The organism is Spirosoma gilvum (assembly GCF_054776815.1).
In genome coordinates this window covers 242326-262314 of sequence record NZ_BAAHBH010000005.1, presented here as the reverse complement: position 1 = coordinate 262314, position 19989 = coordinate 242326, and the positions used below count along the sequence as shown (strand labels likewise).

Genomic DNA, 19989 nt, shown 5'->3' with positions numbered 1-19989 from the left:
AAGCTGGAAACTTCCGATTGCCGCACAGGTTACAGATAGAACACGAATGTTTATTCGCTTCGTAATGAGTTGACTGGGTTCGTCAGCGCACTGGCAATCGTTTTACCGCCAATGGAGATCAAAACCAGCAAAAAGACCAGCAGCGCAGGACCCGCAAAAAGCCACCAGCTCAGTTCGATGCGTGTAGCGTAATTGGCCAGCCAGTTGTTGACCAGAAAATACGTAACCGGTAAACCGATCAGGATGGATAGCCATACGGTGCGGATAAAATCCTTCGAGAGTAAAACCAGCAGGTTTGTCGTACTGGCGCCGATCACTTTACGAATCCCGATTTCCTTGGTCCGTTTGGCAACCGTGAACGTTGCTAAACCGAACAGCCCCAAACAGGAGATCAGAATGGCAAATGCCGTTAAGCCACTAAATACCTGTTGAAAGCGATCATCGGCCTTATACTGTTTGTCATACTCGCTATCCAGAAAGAAATAGCTAAAGGGTGAATGCGGGAAATTGGCTTCATAAACTCGCTTCAACGTAGCCAGATGTTCTTCCGCATTCCCTCCGGCAAACTTCACGCTGGCAAATGAACTGAAATGGGGAGAGTATAGCAGGATAATGGGAATAAAAGCTGATTTGGGCGATTCGTAGTGGTAATTTTTGACAACGCCCCGAATCGTAGCCTGATGCCCCCACAAATCGACTCGTCGGCCGATGGCTTCCTGGGGCGTTGGAATCTCCCATAGACGTAGCGTTTCCTCATTAACAATGAGTTGCCGGTCGGTGGTGTCCGAAAGGCCGAACCGGGTCGTCGCATCGAAGTTTTTGCCCGCCAATAGCCGGATACCCATCAAGTCGATAAACGAGGTGTCGATTGGGGTTATGTAATAGTTGTAGTACGTTTTCTTAACAGCGTCAGACAGATTGACGCCCGTACTTGTTCCCATTTGCGACGATTCCAGGCCCGGCACGGTGGCAGAAAAGGCGATCAATTTGACCTGCGATTGAGCCAGCAGCATTTGCCGAAATGAATCATAAGCCTGCTCGCTATTGCTTCCCACCGGAGCCTTGACCACCAGCGTATGATCCATGCGAAGCCCTAAGTTTTGTTTCCGCAGAAAGGCCACCTGCTGGTAAACCGTGAACGTTTGGACCAGTAGAACAAGGGTAATCGTCAGTTGAAAAACAACTAACGACTTGCGCAGGAATGTGCCTTTGGTAGAACGCGAGAAATTACCTTTGAGGACCGTAATCGGTTCGAACGACGACAGCACAAAGGCTGGGTAAACGCCCGACAGACAGCTACTTAATACTAAAAAAGCCACCAGACTTTCCCAGAAAAAAACGTCCCCAAACACGGTAAACCCTTCGGGCAAACCCGCCACCTGGACGAACACCGACCGCAGAGCCGCCACCAAGCCTACCGCCAGAACCCCGGCGATACTATTGAGCAAAACCGTTTCCAGGAAAATCTGGGTTCTGATCTGGGCCAACGTAGAGCCAATGACCTTTCTCATGCCCACTTCTTTGGCCCGGTCGAGGGCTTTGGCCGTAGTCAGATTCACATAGTTGACAAAGGCGTTCAGAAGTACCAGAAACGCTACGCCCAGCAAAAAGTAGACGGACTGTGCTTCGCCATTGGGTTCAATCTCGTAGGTTTTGTGCGAATACAGGTGGATGTCGCCGATTTTCTGGCCGATGACCCGCTCATTGGTTATCTTCTTTTCCTGCAGCAATCGATCACTGAAGGCCGACAGCGACTTTGTGAATTTTTCGTAATCCGTATTTTCTGCCAGTTGGAGATAGGTGTACAGATTATTGCCGTTCCAGTCCTCTTCTTTTTGGTTAAAGTCCGATTGTAGCGTCGGATAGGAGAAAACCATATCAAATTTTAGATGCGTGTTGATCGGACTATCAGGCACCACCCCCACGATTTCCAGCAGGATGTTGTTTCCGGGTCGGGAAATTTTCAGGGTTTTGCCGACCACATCTAGCGTTCTGAAGTAAGTCAGCGCCATTGTTTTGGTCAGCACCGCCTGCCGTGGCCTGGTAAAGATATGATTTCGGGCTCCCCGGATAAGTGGGTAGTTAAACATGGCGAAGAAGGAAGAATCGACGGCCAGCGCCTTATCCACTACCGAATACGTATCGCCGAGCTGAATGGTGAGCCGTTTGCTGAACGGTTTGGCCCGAGCGTAGTTCACCACTTCATTCATTTCCTGTTTGGCTTTGGGGCCAATTGGATTATACGTTTCAGCATCCTGAGCATTCACCGTTCCTCCGTTCAGATAGTCCATGGTGAGTCGCACAATCCGATTCGCCAATGGGTTGGCATTCTCATAACTCAGTTCAAAGCGCACATACTGAACAATAAGCAACGCGACGGCCAAACCCGTTGCCAATCCTGCCAGGTTAATGAGCGTGAATGTGTTGTCTTTGCGGACTATACGCAGGGCGATTTTGAGGTAGTTGCGAATCATAAGCGGAGAGAGGAAAAAGGGAGATGAATAGGGACTTCCAGGTGTGGGCCGTGCCCTAAGTCGGCGGATGATGAAATAAGGCCGGCAAAATCGAATGACCTGCCCGATGTACAAACGGCGGGCCATGGGCTCGCCCAATTCAGCCACCTGCTGCTCAAATTGTTCGTGCAGATCGCCCAGCAACTCTTCCTGTAACTCGTCGGGGCAGAAGAGCCTCAGCAACCGATCGGCCCAGGAGGGCGGTACCAATGGATGGGGTAGTTGCGGCATGGCTTACGAGAAGGATAGGTTGGGTATAGCCTCCCATAGGTCATTACGAACCTGCCGCAGCTCATCCAGCGTTCGCTTGCCGTAGGCCGTGATCGAGAAGAGTCGCTTTCGGCGTCCACCCCGAGCGGCCGTTGCGCCACCCAGTTCCGATTTAACAAAGCCTTTTTCTTCCAGCCGGTACAGGGCGACATGGACCCCACTGAGGTTAATGGATCGGTCGGTTCGTTGCTTTAACTCGTCCGCAATATTGAGTCCATAAGCCGATCCATTCAGGATTGCCACCGTCAGCAGGACAAGTTCTTCAAATTCACCCAGGTAGGTTCTGCCCATACACCCGATTCGTTAGTCAGCTAATTTTCTTACTATTTGCTAAACAAATGGAATGCCATATTTTTACTGTGCAGAATGTCAGCAGTTTATGCAGATTTGGGGATTGGCTGGCTGTCCGAAAGCGTACAGTTTATGTCCGCTCCTGAACAAAGGGGATGTCTTAATTTTCGCCAAAGCAACCGATTGATTACAATAATCTTTCCCTACAAGGCTAGCATTTTTACGCGCTGCCTGCGCTTAATTTTTTGCCCGTGAGTCTGACGACATCTTTATAGAAATGGCTCATGTCGTAATAGCCGAAGTCATAGGGTGAGAATTGATTTTTATGGGCGACGTAACTGGATAAGGCCGTCCGCGCTCTCATCATCGAAAGGTATTGTTTGGGCGGGGTTCCAATAACCCGATGGAAGTATCGATTGATCGTTTTGGAGGTCAAAAACATACGGTCGGCGAGTTGACCCGTGTTCAACTCCATGCCGTTCTCCCCAAACGTACCAATGGTACTGCTCACCATCGTTCGGTAATGGTCAGGCTTATTCCTACGGTTTAACCGACTCAGAAAGAACGATTCAAGCAGATTGATGCGCTCGTCAAAATCGGTGGCCTGTTTAACGCGCTGAATGAGCACTGTGGGCAAAACGGTTTCCAGCGGTACTACCTGATCGCGGAACTGCACCTGATTGACGCCCAGAATCGCTTCCAGGCCACCCGGAAAAAACTTGACCGTAACAATATGATCGGTTGGCAGATTATGTCGTTCAACGATGTTGTTCCGCAGAATGAATACGTCCGCATTTTTACGAATCTTGTACAGCGTTGCCCCTACGGTTAACTGATAGGGCTCACCCAGATTGATGTAACAGGTCGGCGTCCAGCTAGGGAACATCCTGACGGTAAACGGATTATTGTCCACCTGCCGAAAGGTTTCTTCGGCCGACGATTCGGAAATGAACTCAATGAAATTGGCCAGTTCATTTTGCGGAAGGTAGAATCGGTACAGCTTTCGGATGTTGTCGAAGATTTCCGTCATGGAGGTAAGTTATGGATTTCGGCGGCTTAGTAGTGCTTGTAGACCAGCAATTAGCTTACCCATATCGGCCTTGCTATTGGCCAGGAGTACACAGCCACTCTTTAGTTCGGGAAACGCTGAAATATGCGACCGAAATCCTAATGAACTCCCATTGTGCTGAACATCTCGTATTCGATCCTTTGTACGGGTTCCCCAGCCAAGACCCATATTGTTTCGGGTTGGTTGGTGGGTCAAGGTGATAGCTGCATCCTGTTCCTCAATTTGTGCTTGTAGGTAGCGCATCATATCGGTCAGGTCGGTATGAATATCGCCAGCCGGACCAAACAGTCCTCCATCCTGAAATAGTATTAGATTGCCGTTTTCGCTATAGGGCTGGGCTATACGTGATTGGTTCTCATGAGCGAGATGGTAGTACGTATGAGACATGCCCAACGGCTTGGTAATACAGTTCTGAATCAACTGGGCGTACGACTGATGATAGACCTTCTCCAGTATGTGTCCCAGTAAAGAGATTCCCCAGTTGGAGTATTCAAACTTATAACCGGGCAAGGTATCCAGGTGTACGGTCCGCAGCGCCTGATAAAACGCCAGTGAGTCCATAGCTGCTTCCGGATTAAGTCGGCCTGCGTTCGGCAGTTCGCCAATAGTCGGTGGTAACGTAGGCAAGCGAGCCGTGTGGTTGGCTAGATCCAGTAGCGTAATCGGGTGGTTTTCATAGCTTAAATTAGGGAACTCGCCCGGTAAAAAACGGCGAATATCGTCGGAGAGAGCAACCTTGCCCGCCAGCACGGCCCGAGCTAACAACGTGGTGGTAAACGTTTTAGTAATTGACGCAATTTCGTAACTAGTTAGCGAGGTAGGTACTTGTCCACTTCCCCGTCGAACCTCTCCGTACTGATAGCGATAGGTTTTGCCGCTTTTTATTAACCCGATGGAAAGGCCAGTAGTATTGGGGTTTCGGAAATAGTCGCGCACCAGGCTATCGACTGACCGATCAAAAGCCGTTGTCAGTGCATTGGTATTTTTAACGGCTGGAGCGGTGGCCAGTAAGGTGATCGGCGCATTTGAAAACCCAAAACTGCTGAACGTTCCGGCCGGTGTCACTTTCAGGAAAAGATTCATGTCGCGCACCTCAAACGCCAGTCTATAAGCAACTCCACCCCGCGTTTCCTCCTGCGAAACTACCCGCACAATATTGCCGCTATTGCGATTGTTTTTAAGATAACCGACCAACCGGGCTTCGGTTATACCTTTGGTAAAGGCCGTATCGGCCAGTTGATAAATACCTTTGAAATCATCTCTATTGAAACGGGCGATGATCGAATCCCGTACCTGCGTATAAGGCAATTGGTCCGTTTGTGCATTTACTGAACTGGTCAAAAGTAATCCATAACTGAGTATGCAGGCAAAGCGAACCATGTTGAAGCGAAGACGTTTGGGCTAAAGACATGTCCGCGTCCCAATTGTTGCAAATTCAGGCAGGGACCACTTAGAATGCCTGGAAGACAGACTTACCGTTCGTTTGCAGCGAAACGCTTTTCACCGCGCCCGTTCCCCGAAATGCATACAGAATTCCTACAATTTCTACGTTCTTCGTCGGAAGCGGTGCTGAGTAAGCCACTTTGTTATTGACGGTATAATAAAGTTTTTGGCCGTCGCTGTGGCATGTTACGTGAACCCAATCCGAAAAATCGACGCCCAATCCAGACAAATCTGTGTTTTTGCCCGATACAGTTCGGGCACCATCCATCAACATCAGATCGGAAATACAGCCTTTGGTACAGAGCGGTATTGAGATCGGCATATCGTTGGTCATCAGTACAATCCACGATAGCTGACAGGTAGAAGAACCTTCATTGTATTCATTTTTTACCTGGCAGCCAAAAGTGAAATCGGTGACGGGTACGGGAGCGAAATTGCCGACATTGAAATACTTTAGTAAGGGCGCTTCGGGCTGTAAGGCTACGTTTTTCTGCTGGATGGTCGCAATCGGCAGTCGCATCTGTCCCTGCGTCATAAATTCGCTCGATTTCAGATAGATCGGGACTGGTTTGGCAGCAAGGGTAGCTAACCAGCCATTGGTAGGAATCAGCAACGAATGTTCCTTCACGATCTCATGACCAACCACGAGTTTCGCCCGGTAAAAACCCGGTTCGTAATAAATGGACGTATGCGTCTGCCCATCTTTGGCGACTACCTCCCGACGGGTCTGATCCCAGGATTGCTGAATATAGACCGAATCGGTTGGGGAGGCCGACGCATCGTAGGTAAAAATGACCGAGTTCGGAATGGTACGGGTCAGGGGTTTGCTGCTAAAGCTGTACTGAGTAGCATCGACCTGCGGGTTTTTCTGCTCGAAGGCCGCCATCCCGAGTAAAACAATCCCAAGAGTAATGCCTGACATCCAGCCTAGCCGACGCCAGTTGATCGACGGCTTCATCGGTATGGCTATTATCGACTCAACTGTACCCGCAGATTGAGCGGTGGATTCTGTCGGCACACTCAGCGACCGAACGAACTGCCGCCAGTCGGCATAACCGGCAAACTGAGCCAGGGTATTTAGCGTAGTGCCGCTGGGCAAATGCTGGTAATCGACCCGCCCCCATATTCTTCGTAACGTACTCGCACTTAACGAAACGCCCGTTTCGTCCAGAATCCGCTGTTGCAGATTTTCAAAGTCGGTGCTTGTCCAGGTTTCGCTCGCTCCCCAATCGAGTTTCTGTTCGATCAATTGTTTGCAGCGGAGCAAATCGGTAGAGTCGGAAACCATTGTCTGTCAGTGTGATATAACTTGAAAAAACTTGAATTCAGATTGATTTTATCCATTAGGGCTTTGTCGATACGTTTGCCGACACATTGGTAATCAGCGTACGAGTTTACACGTTTTTACGATCAATTCCGATGCCGCCTGTTGCCACTCAAACGATCACGAATCACTTTTTGTCAATCTGAACTCCTTAATCACAACCCGTATGTACCGAATTCCTTATCTCCTTCTTTTTCTGGCGGCCTTGATTCCGCCCACGCATGCCCAGAAAACCCCCAAGAAACCGCAGGAATTACACATTCCGATGACTGCAGAACGGTGGAGTTATGCACCGGGGCAGGTTGAATTTTTGGCTGGCAAAGAGGCTGGTATCATGAAAATTATAAAAGGTCCCAAAAGCATTGTCCTGAAAGACGTAACCTTCAGTAATGGCACTATTGAATATGACGTCGAACTCACGGGCCCCGGTTTTCCAGGTATCAATTTCCGAATGGACGCCGATCAGCAGAATGGCGAAAACTTTTACCTCCGTTCGTTCGGGAAAGTAACGCCCGACGTACGAACCACGCTGCAATATGCCTCCATCATCAAGGGGATGAGTATGTGGGATATGACGGACGAATACCAGACGGGGGCTACCATCGCTGAAACAGGTTGGAACCACGTAAAACTGGTGATTTCGGGCCGACAGATGCGGGCGTATGTCAACGACATGAGCAAACCGGCGCTGATCGTACCGGAACTGGAAAGCCCGGCAGGCTCGGGGGCTATCTCGCTGAGTGGTTCGGTCAATTATGCCAATTTCGTTATTAAGCCTGATGTTACCGAAGGACTCAATCCAGAAGCGGGCTATAACATCGTCGCCCACGATACGCGCTACCTCCGAAACTGGCTGGTCAGTGAGCCTGTCGTATTTCCGTTTGGCAAAGAGCCGGTCGTTGGCGTACAGAGTACCTACGGAAAAGCGGGTCCAGCCGAGTTGCCCGATAGTACCACACGTTGGTCGCCCATCAAGGCCGAAAATCGAAACATCGTTAACCTGAGCCGACGGTATGCGCATAAAGACGGTGAAGTACGTCTGATGGCCTGGCTCAAAACCAGCATTCAATCCAGCAAAGCACAGGAACGGCTGCTGAGTCTGGGATTTAGTGATGAGGTCTGGGTTTTCGTAAATGGCCAGTTTCTGTACGCCGACAAAAATTACTTTGGCACCCCGCAGCAAAAGTTTCCTTTGGGCCGGTGTACGATTGAGAATACGACTGTCAAACTACCGCTGAAAGAGGGAAATAACGAAATTCTGATCGGTCTGGCCAATTATTTCTACGGCTGGGGCATCGTTGCCCGTCTGGACGACACCGTCGGAATTCAGACCATGAAATAAGTGATCAAGCCAGCTATAGAACCTCTTTACTATCATGTTCCGAAACTACCTTACCGTTGCCTTGCGCAATGTCAAGCGCCAGAAAGGATTTACGCTGCTCAATCTGGCCGGACTGGCCATTGGGCTGGCTAGTGTTACATTGATCTACCTGTTTATCATCGACGAAGAGGGTTTCGATCGCTTTCATCCCGACTCCGATAACCTTTACATTCTGGGAACGCATCGGAACAATAATGGACAGGAACGAACCTCTGCTTATGCCGCCGGAGCCTGGCTGAAAGCGCTGAAAAGTCGTTTCCCGGAAGTTACGGGCGGTACGCAGCTTGTTTCGCTGGGTTACCCGGCTTCATTCTGGGACAAACAGGCGGATAAGATTTTACTGTCGGAAAATGCATTCTGGGTGAATCCCGATTTTAAGGAAGTCTTCTCGTTTCCGCTGCTGTACGGAAATGTTGAAACGGCGTTTGATAAACCGAACGGTATTGTCCTGAGTAAAACCATTGCGGAACAGTTTTTTGGCGACCAGAACCCAGTCGGTAAAACACTGGAAATAAGCCACATTTATGCTACCAATAACACGTACGTACCGCTGACCGTAACGGGCGTGCTGGAAGATTATCCCGAAAATTCGCACATACAGCCCGATTACCTGATCAGTACCGGCATGCTTCGGCCAATGATGACGGCCAATAATCAGAACTGGCAGGAAAACTGGGGCAATGGCGACGGGTACTTCCTGACCTACCTGCACCTTAAACCCGATGCCGATATTGATAAGCTACAGCGGTCGTTTAACCAGGTCGTACAGGCCAATGTCACCAAAAATCCTGACCGGGCATTCGAGCCGGTTATTTTACCACTGAAGGATGTGCATTTCAACGAAGCGCTCCGATCGAGTTATAACAACAGCCGGATAGGTGATGTCAAATACCTCTACATTTTTGCCTGTACGGCGCTTCTGGTGATTGTTATTGCCAGTATCAACTACATGAACCTAGCAACCGCCAGGGCGGTCCGGCGGGCGAAGGAAATCGGCTTACGCAAAGTGCTGGGCAGCAATCGTTGGCAGTTGGTCTGGCAGTTTCTGGGTGAATCGCTGATTACTACGTTTATGGCCCTGCTGATTGCACTCTTACTGGTTATTCTTCTGCTACCAGTGTTTAACCTCATTTCGGGAAAGCATTTCACACTGGCCCATCTGATACAAGCCAAGTTGATCATGGTAACTATGGGAACTACACTACTGGTGGGGTTGCTGGCAGGGAGTTATCCAGCACTGTATTTATCAGGACTGTTGCCGATTAGTGTTCTGAAAAATGCCCGACTTGCCAGTCCCAGCTCCGACTGGCTTCGGAAAGGATTAGTCGTGTTGCAATACACGGTTACGATACTACTGATTGTCTCGACCGGAATCATGATGCAACAGATGAACTTCATCCGGCAGTCTACTTTAAGCAAGAGTGGCGACCAGTTGCTGTCGATCCGATGGTCGGGGATGGCGTCGCTGGATAAATACCGATCCTTGAAGCAGCGTATTTTGGAAGATCCCGAAATTCAGGTCGTTACGATGGCCAATCACTTACCCAATCAGGACTATTTTGGCTCACTGGACCACGATGTTACGTTTCCACAGTTGGGCAATCAGGTATATCAATGGGCGGGTATGAACGGCGATTTTGACCTGCCACAAGTGTTTAACCTGAATCTGCTGGCCGGGCGAACCTTTCGAAACAACAATCCGGCTGATTCGAGCGCCTATCTGCTTAACGAAAGTGCAGTGAAAGCCTTAGGACTACCACTGGATAAGGTATTAGGAATGCGTCTGACGATCAAACGACCCTATCAGGACCCTGCTCAGAAGAAGGAAGGTATGGTAGTCGGTATTGTACGCGATTTTCCGTTCCGTTCCATTCACCATACCATTTCCCCGCTGGCCATCAGCGCCCGCCCCGACCCTGAAGATCGGATTGTGTACGTGAAGTTGCCTGCCGGGAAATTTCAGGAGAAGATTGCCGAAGTTGAAGCGAAATGGAAGCAGGTGTTGCCCGGAATAGGGTTCGGACACTGGTTTATGAGTGAAGAATTCGGCCGGATGTATGAAGGCGAAACGCGTATGGCGGGTTTATTCAAGGCGTTTTCGCTATTGTCGATTCTGATTGCCTGTATGGGGTTGTTTGGTCTGTCGTCGTATCTGGCCGAACGGCGTACCAAAGAAATCGGTATTCGAAAAGTTCTGGGCGCTTCATTGCCTCAAATCCTCGGTCTATTGTTTACCCCCTTTCTGACCTTACTGGTCGTCGCCTGTATATTGGCTATTCCGCTGGGCTGGTTTGTGATGCATCGCTGGCTTCAGGATTTTACGTACCGTGTTAACCTGGATGGGTCCATTTTTCTGCTGAGCATCATACTGGTGATGTTGTTGACAGTGGCTGTCGTCAGCTACGAAACTATAAAGGCGGCCCTGGTCAATCCGGTTCGCTCGTTGCGGTCGGAGTAAGGGAGGACTGGGGCGTAGGGGTAAGGGCCTGGGGTGAAGCAAAGACTAGGCTCTATGCCCTGCGCTAATAAAGAGAAAGCCAGACGACGGAAGTCACCTGGCTTTTGTTTCGCTTGCTAGAACAGTTGTTATTTAAAATCAGGTGCCTTTCACAGCATCTCCGTCTATCAGCGATTACGGGTATATAACACAAGAAGGGCAGGGTTTGTTAAACGACATGAAAAATTGTGAGATAATTTTTCATATTATTGTTGAATATGGAATGGGGCAGCTTCGAGGGCTGTCCACGTCCGTACAAAAAATGTCCGTTTGTGGACAGTTTAAGTAGGTGTCTGATCCGAAAAACAGGCCAATCCAGCGAGGATTGGCCTGTTTTGATATGTGGCAAGGCATTTGTTATACATTTACACAACTAATATTTGCGTATGAAAGGCACATACCTGGGCGAATTTGAAGAGGTGGTTCTGCTAGCCGTCGCGATTCGGGCGGGGGATGCCTATGGAGCGGCTGTCGTCAACGAAATTGAGCAACAGATGGGCCGCTCGGTAAATCTGGGAGCCGTACACTCGGCGTTGAATCGGCTTCAGGAAAAAGGGCTGGTTAGTTCCGAAATGGGAGGGATGACAGCCGAGCGGGGTGGTCGCCGAAAGCGCCTGTACTCTGTAACGGCATACGGGAAGCGGGTGCTGGAAGAGGTTCGCCAACTGCGCAATCAGATGTGGGATGCCATACCCCGAACCGCCTGGTCATGAAAATGGATAATGCAGAATGGGTAATGCCCGACTGCCATAAATGACGCCCCTCATTACTCATTATCAATTATTCTTTTTCATTATCCATTATGAAACCGCCCTGCTTTGCGACGTACTTACTCCGTTGGTTCCTGGCTTCGCATCGGCTGGAAGAACTGGAAGGCGATCTGGATGAACTTTTCCGGCAGCGCATTCGGGAGGTGGGCCTACGGGAAGCGCGCTGGCGGTATGTACGTGATGTGATGAGCCTGATGCGACCATCGCTGATGAAACGAGAAGAGAAGCTTTACCCTAGACCAACCAATACAACCATGATCCAAAACTATCTGACTATTGCCTGGCGGAATCTGCTTCGTAGCCCCGGTCTCAGCACCATCAATATCGTTGGCCTAAGCATTGGTCTGGCGGCTGTTCTGTTCATTCTGCTGTTCGTGCAGGATGAAGTGTCGTACGACCGCTTTCATGCCCGTGGTGATCAACTGTACCGGGTCGTATCGAACGCGACAAGTCCTGAGGGCAACGAAATTGCCAATGGAGCAACGGGGCTGCCACAGGGGCCAGCCTTTACCGCTGAACTGCCTGAGGTAGCCGCGTTTTGCCGGGTAAAAGGGTATGAAATGCTGGTCCGTCACAATCAGGATGTTATGTACCATCAGGTCATGTACGTCGATACGTCTTTTTTTAACCTGTTTAGTTTTAACCTGCTGGCCGGTGATTCCAGGACCCTGTTGAATGATCCGGGTAGTGTGGTCATTACGGATGATATGGCCCGTACGTACTTCGGTACGACCGATGTACTGAACAAGTTATTGGCAATTGATGCCGGAGGCAATTTCGAAAACTATCGGATTACTGGCATTGTAAAAACACCCCCAGCTAATTCGAGCATCCGGTTCGATATACTGAGGCCGTTTGTAGCATCGCTCTCACCCGATCAGAAAGCCTGGGCGCAAAGCGACTGGTCGGATGGATTTCTGAATACGTTTCTATTACTGAAGCCTAACGTGCATACAGCCGACCTCAGTGCGGTGGAGCAGAAAATGGCTAAGGTATTCGAAAAATATGCTGGTCAGCAACTCGCGCAACTTCGTAAAGAACATGGCTCGTTTCGGATGGCTTATCAGTTGCAGCCTTTTTCTGCCATGCACCTCGACGACCGGTATGAACTCAGTAATGGTCTGGAACGAGGGTCATCGTCGGTATATTCGTATGTGTTGAGCGGGATTGCTGCGTTGATTTTACTGCTGGCCGGTATTAATTTCGTCAATCTGACCCTGGCTCGGTCGCTCCGTCGGACCAAAGAGATTGGTATTCGTAAAGTGACAGGTAGCACCCGTCAGCAGTTGATCGGGCAGTTTGTTGGCGAAACCTTCCTGCTAACCCTCCTGGCCTTTATTCCGGCCCTGATTCTGGTGTATAGCCTACTGCCCGAATTTGGGGCGCTTGCCAACAAGGCTTTAAACGTCCGGTACCTGCTGACTCCCCAGACCATTGGCCTTTTTGGAGCACTTATCGTGCTGGTTACCGTACTGGCCGGTTTTTATCCGGCGCGGGTGCTTTCTGGTTTCAATCCGGCACAGGTACTCTACGGTCGATCTGGCCTGATACGAAGCAATAGAAACGACAAATCGTTGCTGGTTTTACAGTTCGTGGTTGCCATTGTACTGCTGATTGGCACGGCGGTACTGCATGGGCAGTTCCGGTATATTCAAACGGCCAATGTAGGCTACGAGCGTGCCAATCGTGTGCGTATTTACGTACCCTGGGGCCGCGAGCGGCAGGGTGAACTGCTTAAACAGACCCTACGAAATCAGCCCGGTATTGAAGCTGTCGCCCGTAAATCAGGAGGGCATCGGGCTGGTACCTATTACGTCAACAACAAGGCTGTAAAGTCGGGTAATGAATGGGTCGATGATCAGTATCTCCAGTTTGTAAACATACCGATTCTGAAAGGTCGGGGTTTGCAGGCCAACAGCCCTGCCGATAGTGCGTCCAACATTCTGGTAAACGAAACCTTTGTTAAGCGTTTCCTCTCGGCCGATCGGTCGCCTATCGGGCAGATTATTCAGCGGCAGGATGAGGCTGCTATCCGGCACGATCTGACGGTGGTTGGTGTCGTCCGGGATTATCAATACCGATCCATGCGCGATAAGTCCGAACCGGTGCTGTTTCAAATCGGCAAGGCCGAGCAGATGAATCAGCTTTACGTCAGGCTGAACCCTGCCCAGACTCAGGCCGGTTTGCAGACCATTGAACGGACATTCAGGCAACTCATTCCCTTTCAGCCATTCTCCTATCATTTTATGGAAGATGACCGCCTGAGCGATTACGCTGATGAGGCCAACTGGAAACAACTAATTACCTATGCCGCTCTGCTGGCCATCCTGATTGCTGCTCTTGGGCTATTCGGAATGGTTTCGCTAACGGTCGAGCAGCGCACCAAAGAAATCGGTATCCGAAAAGTTCTGGGAGCTACTACGTTGGAAATAAACAGTATGTTATCGGGCGCGTTTCTGAAACTGGTATTGCTGGCGTTTCTGATAGCTGCACCCATCGGCTGGTATGCCTCTCGACAATGGCTAGACCGGTTCGTGTACCGCATGAATCTAAACGGTTGGTTATTCGCGTCGGTTGGTCTTTCAGTGCTAGTCCTCGCCCTGCTGACGGTTAGTTTTCAAAGCATTAAAGCGGCCTTGATGAATCCGGTCAAATCGTTACGATCTGAATAGCAGGGAGCAAGGGGGGGGGCGCATGGAGTATTCTCTGTGAATCACCCCCTTGCCTCCTGCGCTACCTCCTTGCTCCCCGCTCCATGCACCCTGCTAACAAACCACCTCGCTTCGCTATCTACCTGCTCCACCTGTTCTTGCCTGCGCACCGGGCCGAAGAACTGGAAGGGGATCTGGATGAACTGTTTCAGCAACGGGTCCGGGAGGTAGGTGTGAGTCGGGCTCGTTGGCGATACGTGCGCGATGTGGTGAGCCTGATGCGACCCAGCCTGATCCGTAGAGACAAGGCATGCCTTGTCTCCACAACGACGACATATTCATTCCCCAAACCAGCACATACAACCATGTTACGCAACTATCTCAAAATCGCTTTTCGGAATCTGGCCAAGAACCGGGTCTATTCTTTCATCAATATCGGTGGTTTGGCCGTGGGTATGGCCGTAGCATTGCTCATTGGCCTGTGGATATACGACGAACTTTCGTTTGACCGGTATTTTCAGAATTACGACCGCATTGCCAAGGTTATGCAGAATGGAAGCTTCAACGGCGAAGTGTTTCATGGTGAATACAACCCGGCACCTATGGGCCCGGAACTACGGACGGTTTATGGTGCTGCCCGCAACGGCGGACCGTTTTCGCACGTCGTCATGTCGTCCTGGACTAAAGATCATATTCTGGCCTATGGCGAGAAAAAATTAACCAAAATGGGTAATTATCTGAGTGCCGATGCACCTGATATGCTCACGTTAAACATGCTTAGCGGTACACGGGCTGGGCTAAACGATCAGAATTCGATTTTGCTATCAGAGACAACAGCGAAAGCCTTGTTTGGTGAAACCGATCCAGTGGGTAAACTGATGAAGATCGATAATAAGCTCGACGTGAAAGTGACGGGCATTTATGAAGATTTTCCCTACAACACGGAGTTTCGGGACATGAAATTTATAGCCCCCTGGGACTTATATGTCTCGTCGGAAGAATGGGTAAAGCGGGCGCAGGATAATGTTGAATGGGGTAATTTTTCCTGGCAGGTGCTGGTACAGATCGCGCCAAACGCCGATTTTGACGCTGTTTCGGCTAAAATCAAAAACATCCGGCTGAAGCATAATCCGGAAGTTGCGTTTATTAAGCCGGTGGTCTACCTGCTACCGATGAGCCAATGGCACCTCTACTCGGGTTGGGATAAGTCGGGCAACCTCGAAGGCCGGATACAATACGTGTGGCTGTTCGGGATTATCGGGGTGTTTGTGCTGCTGTTGGCCTGTATCAATTTCATGAATCTATCAACGGCCCGTTCCGAAAAACGAGCGAAAGAGGTGGGTATTCGGAAGGCCGTCGGTTCGGTACGGAGTCAGTTGATCAGTCAGTTTTTCAGCGAGTCGTTGCTGGTGGTTGCGTTTGCGTTCGTCTTGGCTATAGGACTGGTTCTGCTAATCCTTCCTGTATTCAACGAAGTGGCCGATAAACAGATTGGTATTTTATGGACGAATCCGATCTTCTGGCTTTGTGGTGTTGGCTTTAGTCTGCTAACTGGGCTGATCGCGGGAAGTTATCCAGCCCTTTATTTATCGTCGTTCCAGGCTGTCAAGGTGCTGAAAGGTACATTCCGGGTAGGTCGTTTTGCATCGATTCCGCGTCAGGTATTGGTGGTGGTGCAGTTTACGGTCTCGGTTACGCTGATCATCGGAACGATCATTGTATTTCGGCAAATTCAGCACGCCAAAAGTCGTCCGGTTGGATACGATCGGACCGGACTCATTACTGTAGCCATGAACACGCCGGAGTTGCATCAGCACTACAATGCCCTTCGGGGTGCACTCATTCAGACTGGCGCTGTAGTCGACATGTCGACCTCATCGGCCCCAGCAACCGATCTGAACTCGCAAAATAGCGGCTTCGACTGGGAAGGTAAAGACCCGAACTTCAGAGACAACTTTGGAACGATTGCCGTTACGCACGATTATGGCAAAACGGTTGGCTGGCAGTTTGTGCAGGGGCGGGATTTTTCCCGGCAATTCACCAGCGATTCATCGGGCATGGTCATCAATGAAACCGCCGTGCGGTATATGGGTTTGAAAGATCCGGTGGGCAAACAGGTTAAATGGAATGGTAAGCCGTACCGAATAGTAGGCGTCATTAAGGATATGTTGATGGATTCGCCGTTTAAGCCCGTTTATCAGACGGTTTATGTCATGGATTATGGCTGGGCGAATGTCATTAATATCAAACTTAATCCGGCCCACAGTACCAGAGAGTCACTGGCTAAAATTGAAACAGTGTTTCGGAAATTCAATCCTGGCAGCCCGTTCGATTATCGCTTTACGGATCAGCAGTATGCCCTAAAGTTTGCGGCCGAAGAACGGATCGGAAAGCTGGCATCTGGCTTTGCTATCCTCGCCATTCTGATTTCGTGCCTGGGATTGTTTGGCTTAGCCTCATTCGTAGCTGAGCAGCGCACCAAAGAAATTGGCGTGCGCAAAGTGCTGGGCGCATCGGTCACTAACGTGTGGGCCCTGCTTTCCAAAGACTTTGTGATGCTGGTGATCATCTCGTTTGGTATCGCTACGCCGATTGCCTGGTATTTTCTGAAAAATTGGCTCCAGAAATACGAATACCATACGGATATGTCGTGGTGGATTTTTGCCGTGTCGGGCGTCGGTGCCTTAGTCATTACGTTGCTAACGGTCAGTTTCCAGAGCATTAAAGCGGCCTTGATGAATCCGGTCAAATCGTTACGGTCTGAATAGCAGGGAGCAAGGGGTGTGGCGCATGGAGCATGCTCTATGAATCACCCCCTCGCTTCCTGCGATACCTCCTTGCTCCTCGCTCCATGCACCCTGCTAACAAACCTCCCCGCTTCGCCACCTACCTGCTCCACCTGTTCTTGCCTGCGCACCGGGCCGAAGAGCTAGAAGGCGATCTGGACGAGCTGTTTCAGCAGCGCATCCGGGAGCTAGGTCTGCAGCAAGCGCGCTGGCGGTATGTGCGCGATGTGGTGAGCCTGATGCGACCATCCCTGATCCGTAGAGACAAGGCATGCCTTGTCTCTACAACGACGACAACAAATTCATTCCCCAAACCAGCTTTTACAACTATGATACGTAGCTATCTTAAAATTGCGTTTCGGAATCTCACTAAAAACAAGGCCTATTCCGCGATCAACATTGGTGGACTGTCCATCGGGATGGGCGTGGCTATGCTCATTGGCCTGTGGGTGTATGATGAATTGAGTTTTGATAAAACTATTCCGAAGTATGATCGCATTGCGCAGATCAGACGAGTGGCTACAGAACCAACCACTGGCATATCGCGGGGTACTGATGCCTGCCAGATTCCGCTGGCTACGGTGCTTAAAGCAAAATACGGACAGTATTTCAAACATATCCTGATCGGATTCTGGCCGGGAAATTACACGGTAGCGGATGGTCAGAAAAAATATACCCAAAAGGGACGGTTTATCGAAGCGGGGGTGATTGATATGCTATCGCTCCAAATGGTAAACGGGAGCCAAACCGCTCTGGATGATCCACATTCGATAATTCTTTCTACATCGGCGTCTAAGGCTATTTTCGGCCAAACGGACCCTGTTGGAAAACGGTTGAAACTTGACAACCGCATGGATGTAACGGTAATGGGGGTCTATGCCGATCTGCCCAAAAATTCGACCTATGGCGATTTGCAGTTTTTTGCTCCCTGGGCCTTGTGGGTTTCCTCGAACGATTGGGTAAAAGATAGTGAAACCGACTGGGGGCGAAGTTCTTTTCCAATTGATGTTCAGATTGCGGATAACACGTCGATGGAAACGGTCGATGCCGCCATCAATGATTTTTACCAAAAGAATGCTCCCTCTGATTTAGTAGCCGATGCCCGTGACTATAAGCTGGAAATGTATTTGTATCCCATGCGGCAGTGGCATTTGTATTCGGAGTTTACCGACGGACGGCCATCGGGTGGTCGCATCACCTTCGTCTGGCTTTTCGGCATTGTGGGTGGATTCGTGCTGTTGCTGGCCTGTATCAACTTTATGAATTTAAGTACCGCCCGAAGTGAAAAACGGGCTAAAGAAGTGGGTATTCGAAAAGCGGTTGGCTCGGTTAAATCGCAGTTGGTCAATCAGTTTTTGAGCGAATCCTTTCTGGTGGTTTCGCTGGCATTTGCGGGTTCATTGGGGTTGGTGCTGCTGTCGTTGCCCTGGTTTAATGAACTGGCTGATAAAGCTATCGTTTTTCCCTGGCAAATGCCTTCTTTCTGGTTGGCCAGTGTTCTGTTTCTGACCATAACTGCTCTGTTGGCAGGACTTTATCCCGCTTTTTACCTGTCTTCATTCCAGCCCGTCAAAGTGCTAAAAGGCACGCTGAGAATGGGTCGGCTGGCCTCGCTTCCCCGCAAGGTGCTGGTGGTTGTGCAGTTTACCGTATCCGTTGTTTTGATTATTGGGGTTCTGCTCGTTTACAAACAGATTCAATATGTAAAGAATAGGCCGGTAGGCTACGAACGCACGGGTCTGCTGTCGATTCCAATGAATGATCCCAATTACAAAGGGAAAGAAGAGGTTCTTGAACGAGAACTGATGGCGACGGGCATGGTTGGTCAGGTTGCTTATTCATCAAGCCCACTCACCAGCATCTGGAATAACATAGGCGGGTTCGAATGGGATAACAAACCGTCCAAAGCAGAGTCTGGTTTTGCCGTAATGGACATATCCACCAATTTTGGCACGATGGCCGGATGGCAATTTGTGGCAGGTCGTGATTTTTCCAAAGCGTTCGTTACGGACTCAACCGCAGTAATTATCAACGAAACGGCCGCCCGGTATCTGGGCCTGAAAAAACGCAACGGTCAATGGGTCGTTGGCGCTTACATTCGGCAACCGGATTTCCACTGGAAACGCCAGATCATCGGCGTCATTAAAGATATGGTGATGGATTCACCCTTTGAGCCCGTAAAGCGAAGTTTTTATTTCCTGGACGCTCATTACGCTGCCGCAGCCCGACTCAACCTACGGCTGAAACCCACCGTCAGCGCACAGGACGCACTCCCCAGGATTGAATCGGTTATTCGCAAAACAGTCCCTTCGGCGTTATTCACCTATTCGTTTGTCGATCAGGATTTTGCTGCCAAGTTTTCGACCGAACAGCGCATTGGCAAGCTGGCCTCTGTCTTCGCCGTTCTGGCCATTTTTATTTCCTGCCTGGGTATTTTTGGGCTGGCTTCGTTTGTGGCCGAGCAGCGAACAAAGGAAATAGGGGTGCGTAAAGTGCTGGGCGCGAGTGTGCTAAACCTGTGGGGATTACTTTCGAGGGACTTCATAGTTCTGGTAATTATTGCATTCAGTATCGCCACACCCATTGCGTACTATACGCTTACAAATTGGCTCCAAAAGTATGCATACCGTACCGAGTTGTCGTGGTGGATCTTTGTGGCAGCAGGTTCAGGTGCTTTACTCATTACGTTGCTGACGGTCAGTTTCCAAAGCATTAAAGCCGCCTTGATGAATCCGGTCAAATCGTTGCGGTCGGAATGATTTATGTAGAGACGCGACCTTGCGTCTCCTGACCGGATGGTATTTCTAGCCGGATGGTTTATTGCTGACGCACAGGAGACGCGAGGGGTCGCGTCTCTACATGATCAATATCAATAAAATTATATCTGGTATCATTTCAATGAATAGTATTATTCTTTCAATAAATTTCTGTGCGGAGAAGTACTTGGCCTACACGTAATCGCTTGATTGCCACTATTAGTTCTGATTTTTGATA

The 19989-nt window shown here is 49.9% G+C and carries 11 protein-coding genes; 6 read left to right on the top strand and 5 right to left on the bottom strand.

Annotated features, from left to right (window positions below; all coding sequences use genetic code 11):
- Window positions 1-50: 50 nt before the first annotated feature.
- The 5 genes from ACYVFD_RS15165 to ACYVFD_RS15145 form a co-directional block, all read right to left on the bottom strand.
- Window positions 51-2744 (bottom strand): permease prefix domain 2-containing transporter, encoded by a 2694-nt coding sequence (locus tag ACYVFD_RS15165; protein ID WP_461091023.1) that lies wholly within the window; start codon window positions 2742-2744, stop codon window positions 51-53.
- A gap of 3 nt (window positions 2745-2747) precedes the next feature.
- Entirely contained in the window at window positions 2748-3074 is a 327-nt protein-coding gene (locus tag ACYVFD_RS15160) for a PadR family transcriptional regulator (protein WP_461091022.1), read from the bottom strand.
- Window positions 3075-3294: 220 nt separating this feature from the next.
- Window positions 3295-4104, bottom strand: coding sequence for a helix-turn-helix domain-containing protein (locus ACYVFD_RS15155; RefSeq protein ID WP_461091021.1), 810 nt, complete (start codon window positions 4102-4104; stop codon window positions 3295-3297).
- Window positions 4105-4113: 9 nt separating this feature from the next.
- On the bottom strand, window positions 4114-5523 hold the full coding sequence (locus tag ACYVFD_RS15150; RefSeq protein ID WP_461091020.1) for a serine hydrolase domain-containing protein: 1410 nt from the start codon (window positions 5521-5523) through the stop codon (window positions 4114-4116).
- 70 nt (window positions 5524-5593) lie between these two features.
- Window positions 5594-6874, bottom strand: a complete 1281-nt coding sequence (locus ACYVFD_RS15145; protein WP_461091019.1) for a hypothetical protein — start codon at window positions 6872-6874, stop codon at window positions 5594-5596.
- Window positions 6875-7076: 202 nt separating this feature from the next.
- On the opposite strand from ACYVFD_RS15145, the gene ACYVFD_RS15140 reads away from it, so the two are divergent.
- The 6 genes from ACYVFD_RS15140 (at window position 7077) to ACYVFD_RS15115 (ending at window position 19754) form a co-directional block, all read left to right on the top strand.
- Complete coding sequence (locus ACYVFD_RS15140) at window positions 7077-8252, top strand: hypothetical protein (protein ID WP_461091018.1); 1176 nt, start codon at window positions 7077-7079, stop codon at window positions 8250-8252.
- A 34-nt stretch (window positions 8253-8286) separates the two neighbouring features.
- The gene (locus tag ACYVFD_RS15135; RefSeq protein WP_461091017.1) at window positions 8287-10749 is read left to right on the top strand and encodes an ABC transporter permease; all 2463 of its coding nucleotides are present in this window, start codon (window positions 8287-8289) and stop codon (window positions 10747-10749) included.
- 425 nt (window positions 10750-11174) lie between these two features.
- Complete coding sequence (locus tag ACYVFD_RS15130) at window positions 11175-11501, top strand: PadR family transcriptional regulator (protein WP_461091016.1); 327 nt, start codon at window positions 11175-11177, stop codon at window positions 11499-11501.
- 89 nt (window positions 11502-11590) lie between these two features.
- Window positions 11591-14230 carry an ABC transporter permease gene (locus tag ACYVFD_RS15125; RefSeq protein WP_461091015.1) on the top strand — a complete coding sequence of 880 codons (2640 nt, stop codon included), beginning with the start codon at window positions 11591-11593 and terminating at the stop codon, window positions 14228-14230.
- 83 nt (window positions 14231-14313) lie between these two features.
- On the top strand, window positions 14314-16977 hold the full coding sequence (locus tag ACYVFD_RS15120; RefSeq protein ID WP_461091014.1) for an ABC transporter permease: 2664 nt from the start codon (window positions 14314-14316) through the stop codon (window positions 16975-16977).
- Window positions 16978-17060: 83 nt separating this feature from the next.
- Window positions 17061-19754 carry an ABC transporter permease gene (locus tag ACYVFD_RS15115; RefSeq protein WP_461091013.1) on the top strand — a complete coding sequence of 898 codons (2694 nt, stop codon included), beginning with the start codon at window positions 17061-17063 and terminating at the stop codon, window positions 19752-19754.
- The last annotated feature ends 235 nt before the right edge of the window (window positions 19755-19989 follow it).

What these genes read in the sequence shown, in the direction of transcription:
- ACYVFD_RS15145 (WP_461091019.1), bottom strand. Translation starts at nt 6,874, where the DNA reads ATGGTTTCCGACTCTACCGATTTGCTCCGCTGCAAACAATTGATCGAA.
- ACYVFD_RS15160 (WP_461091022.1), bottom strand. Translation starts at nt 3,074, where the DNA reads ATGGGCAGAACCTACCTGGGTGAATTTGAAGAACTTGTCCTGCTGACG.
- ACYVFD_RS15140 (WP_461091018.1), top strand. Translation starts at nt 7,077, where the DNA reads ATGTACCGAATTCCTTATCTCCTTCTTTTTCTGGCGGCCTTGATTCCG.
- ACYVFD_RS15120 (WP_461091014.1), top strand. Translation starts at nt 14,314, where the DNA reads ATGCACCCTGCTAACAAACCACCTCGCTTCGCTATCTACCTGCTCCAC.
- ACYVFD_RS15135 (WP_461091017.1), top strand. Translation starts at nt 8,287, where the DNA reads ATGTTCCGAAACTACCTTACCGTTGCCTTGCGCAATGTCAAGCGCCAG.
- ACYVFD_RS15115 (WP_461091013.1), top strand. Translation starts at nt 17,061, where the DNA reads ATGCACCCTGCTAACAAACCTCCCCGCTTCGCCACCTACCTGCTCCAC.
- ACYVFD_RS15125 (WP_461091015.1), top strand. Translation starts at nt 11,591, where the DNA reads ATGAAACCGCCCTGCTTTGCGACGTACTTACTCCGTTGGTTCCTGGCT.
- ACYVFD_RS15150 (WP_461091020.1), bottom strand. Translation starts at nt 5,523, where the DNA reads ATGGTTCGCTTTGCCTGCATACTCAGTTATGGATTACTTTTGACCAGT.
- ACYVFD_RS15165 (WP_461091023.1), bottom strand. Translation starts at nt 2,744, where the DNA reads ATGCCGCAACTACCCCATCCATTGGTACCGCCCTCCTGGGCCGATCGG.
- ACYVFD_RS15155 (WP_461091021.1), bottom strand. Translation starts at nt 4,104, where the DNA reads ATGACGGAAATCTTCGACAACATCCGAAAGCTGTACCGATTCTACCTT.
- ACYVFD_RS15130 (WP_461091016.1), top strand. Translation starts at nt 11,175, where the DNA reads ATGAAAGGCACATACCTGGGCGAATTTGAAGAGGTGGTTCTGCTAGCC.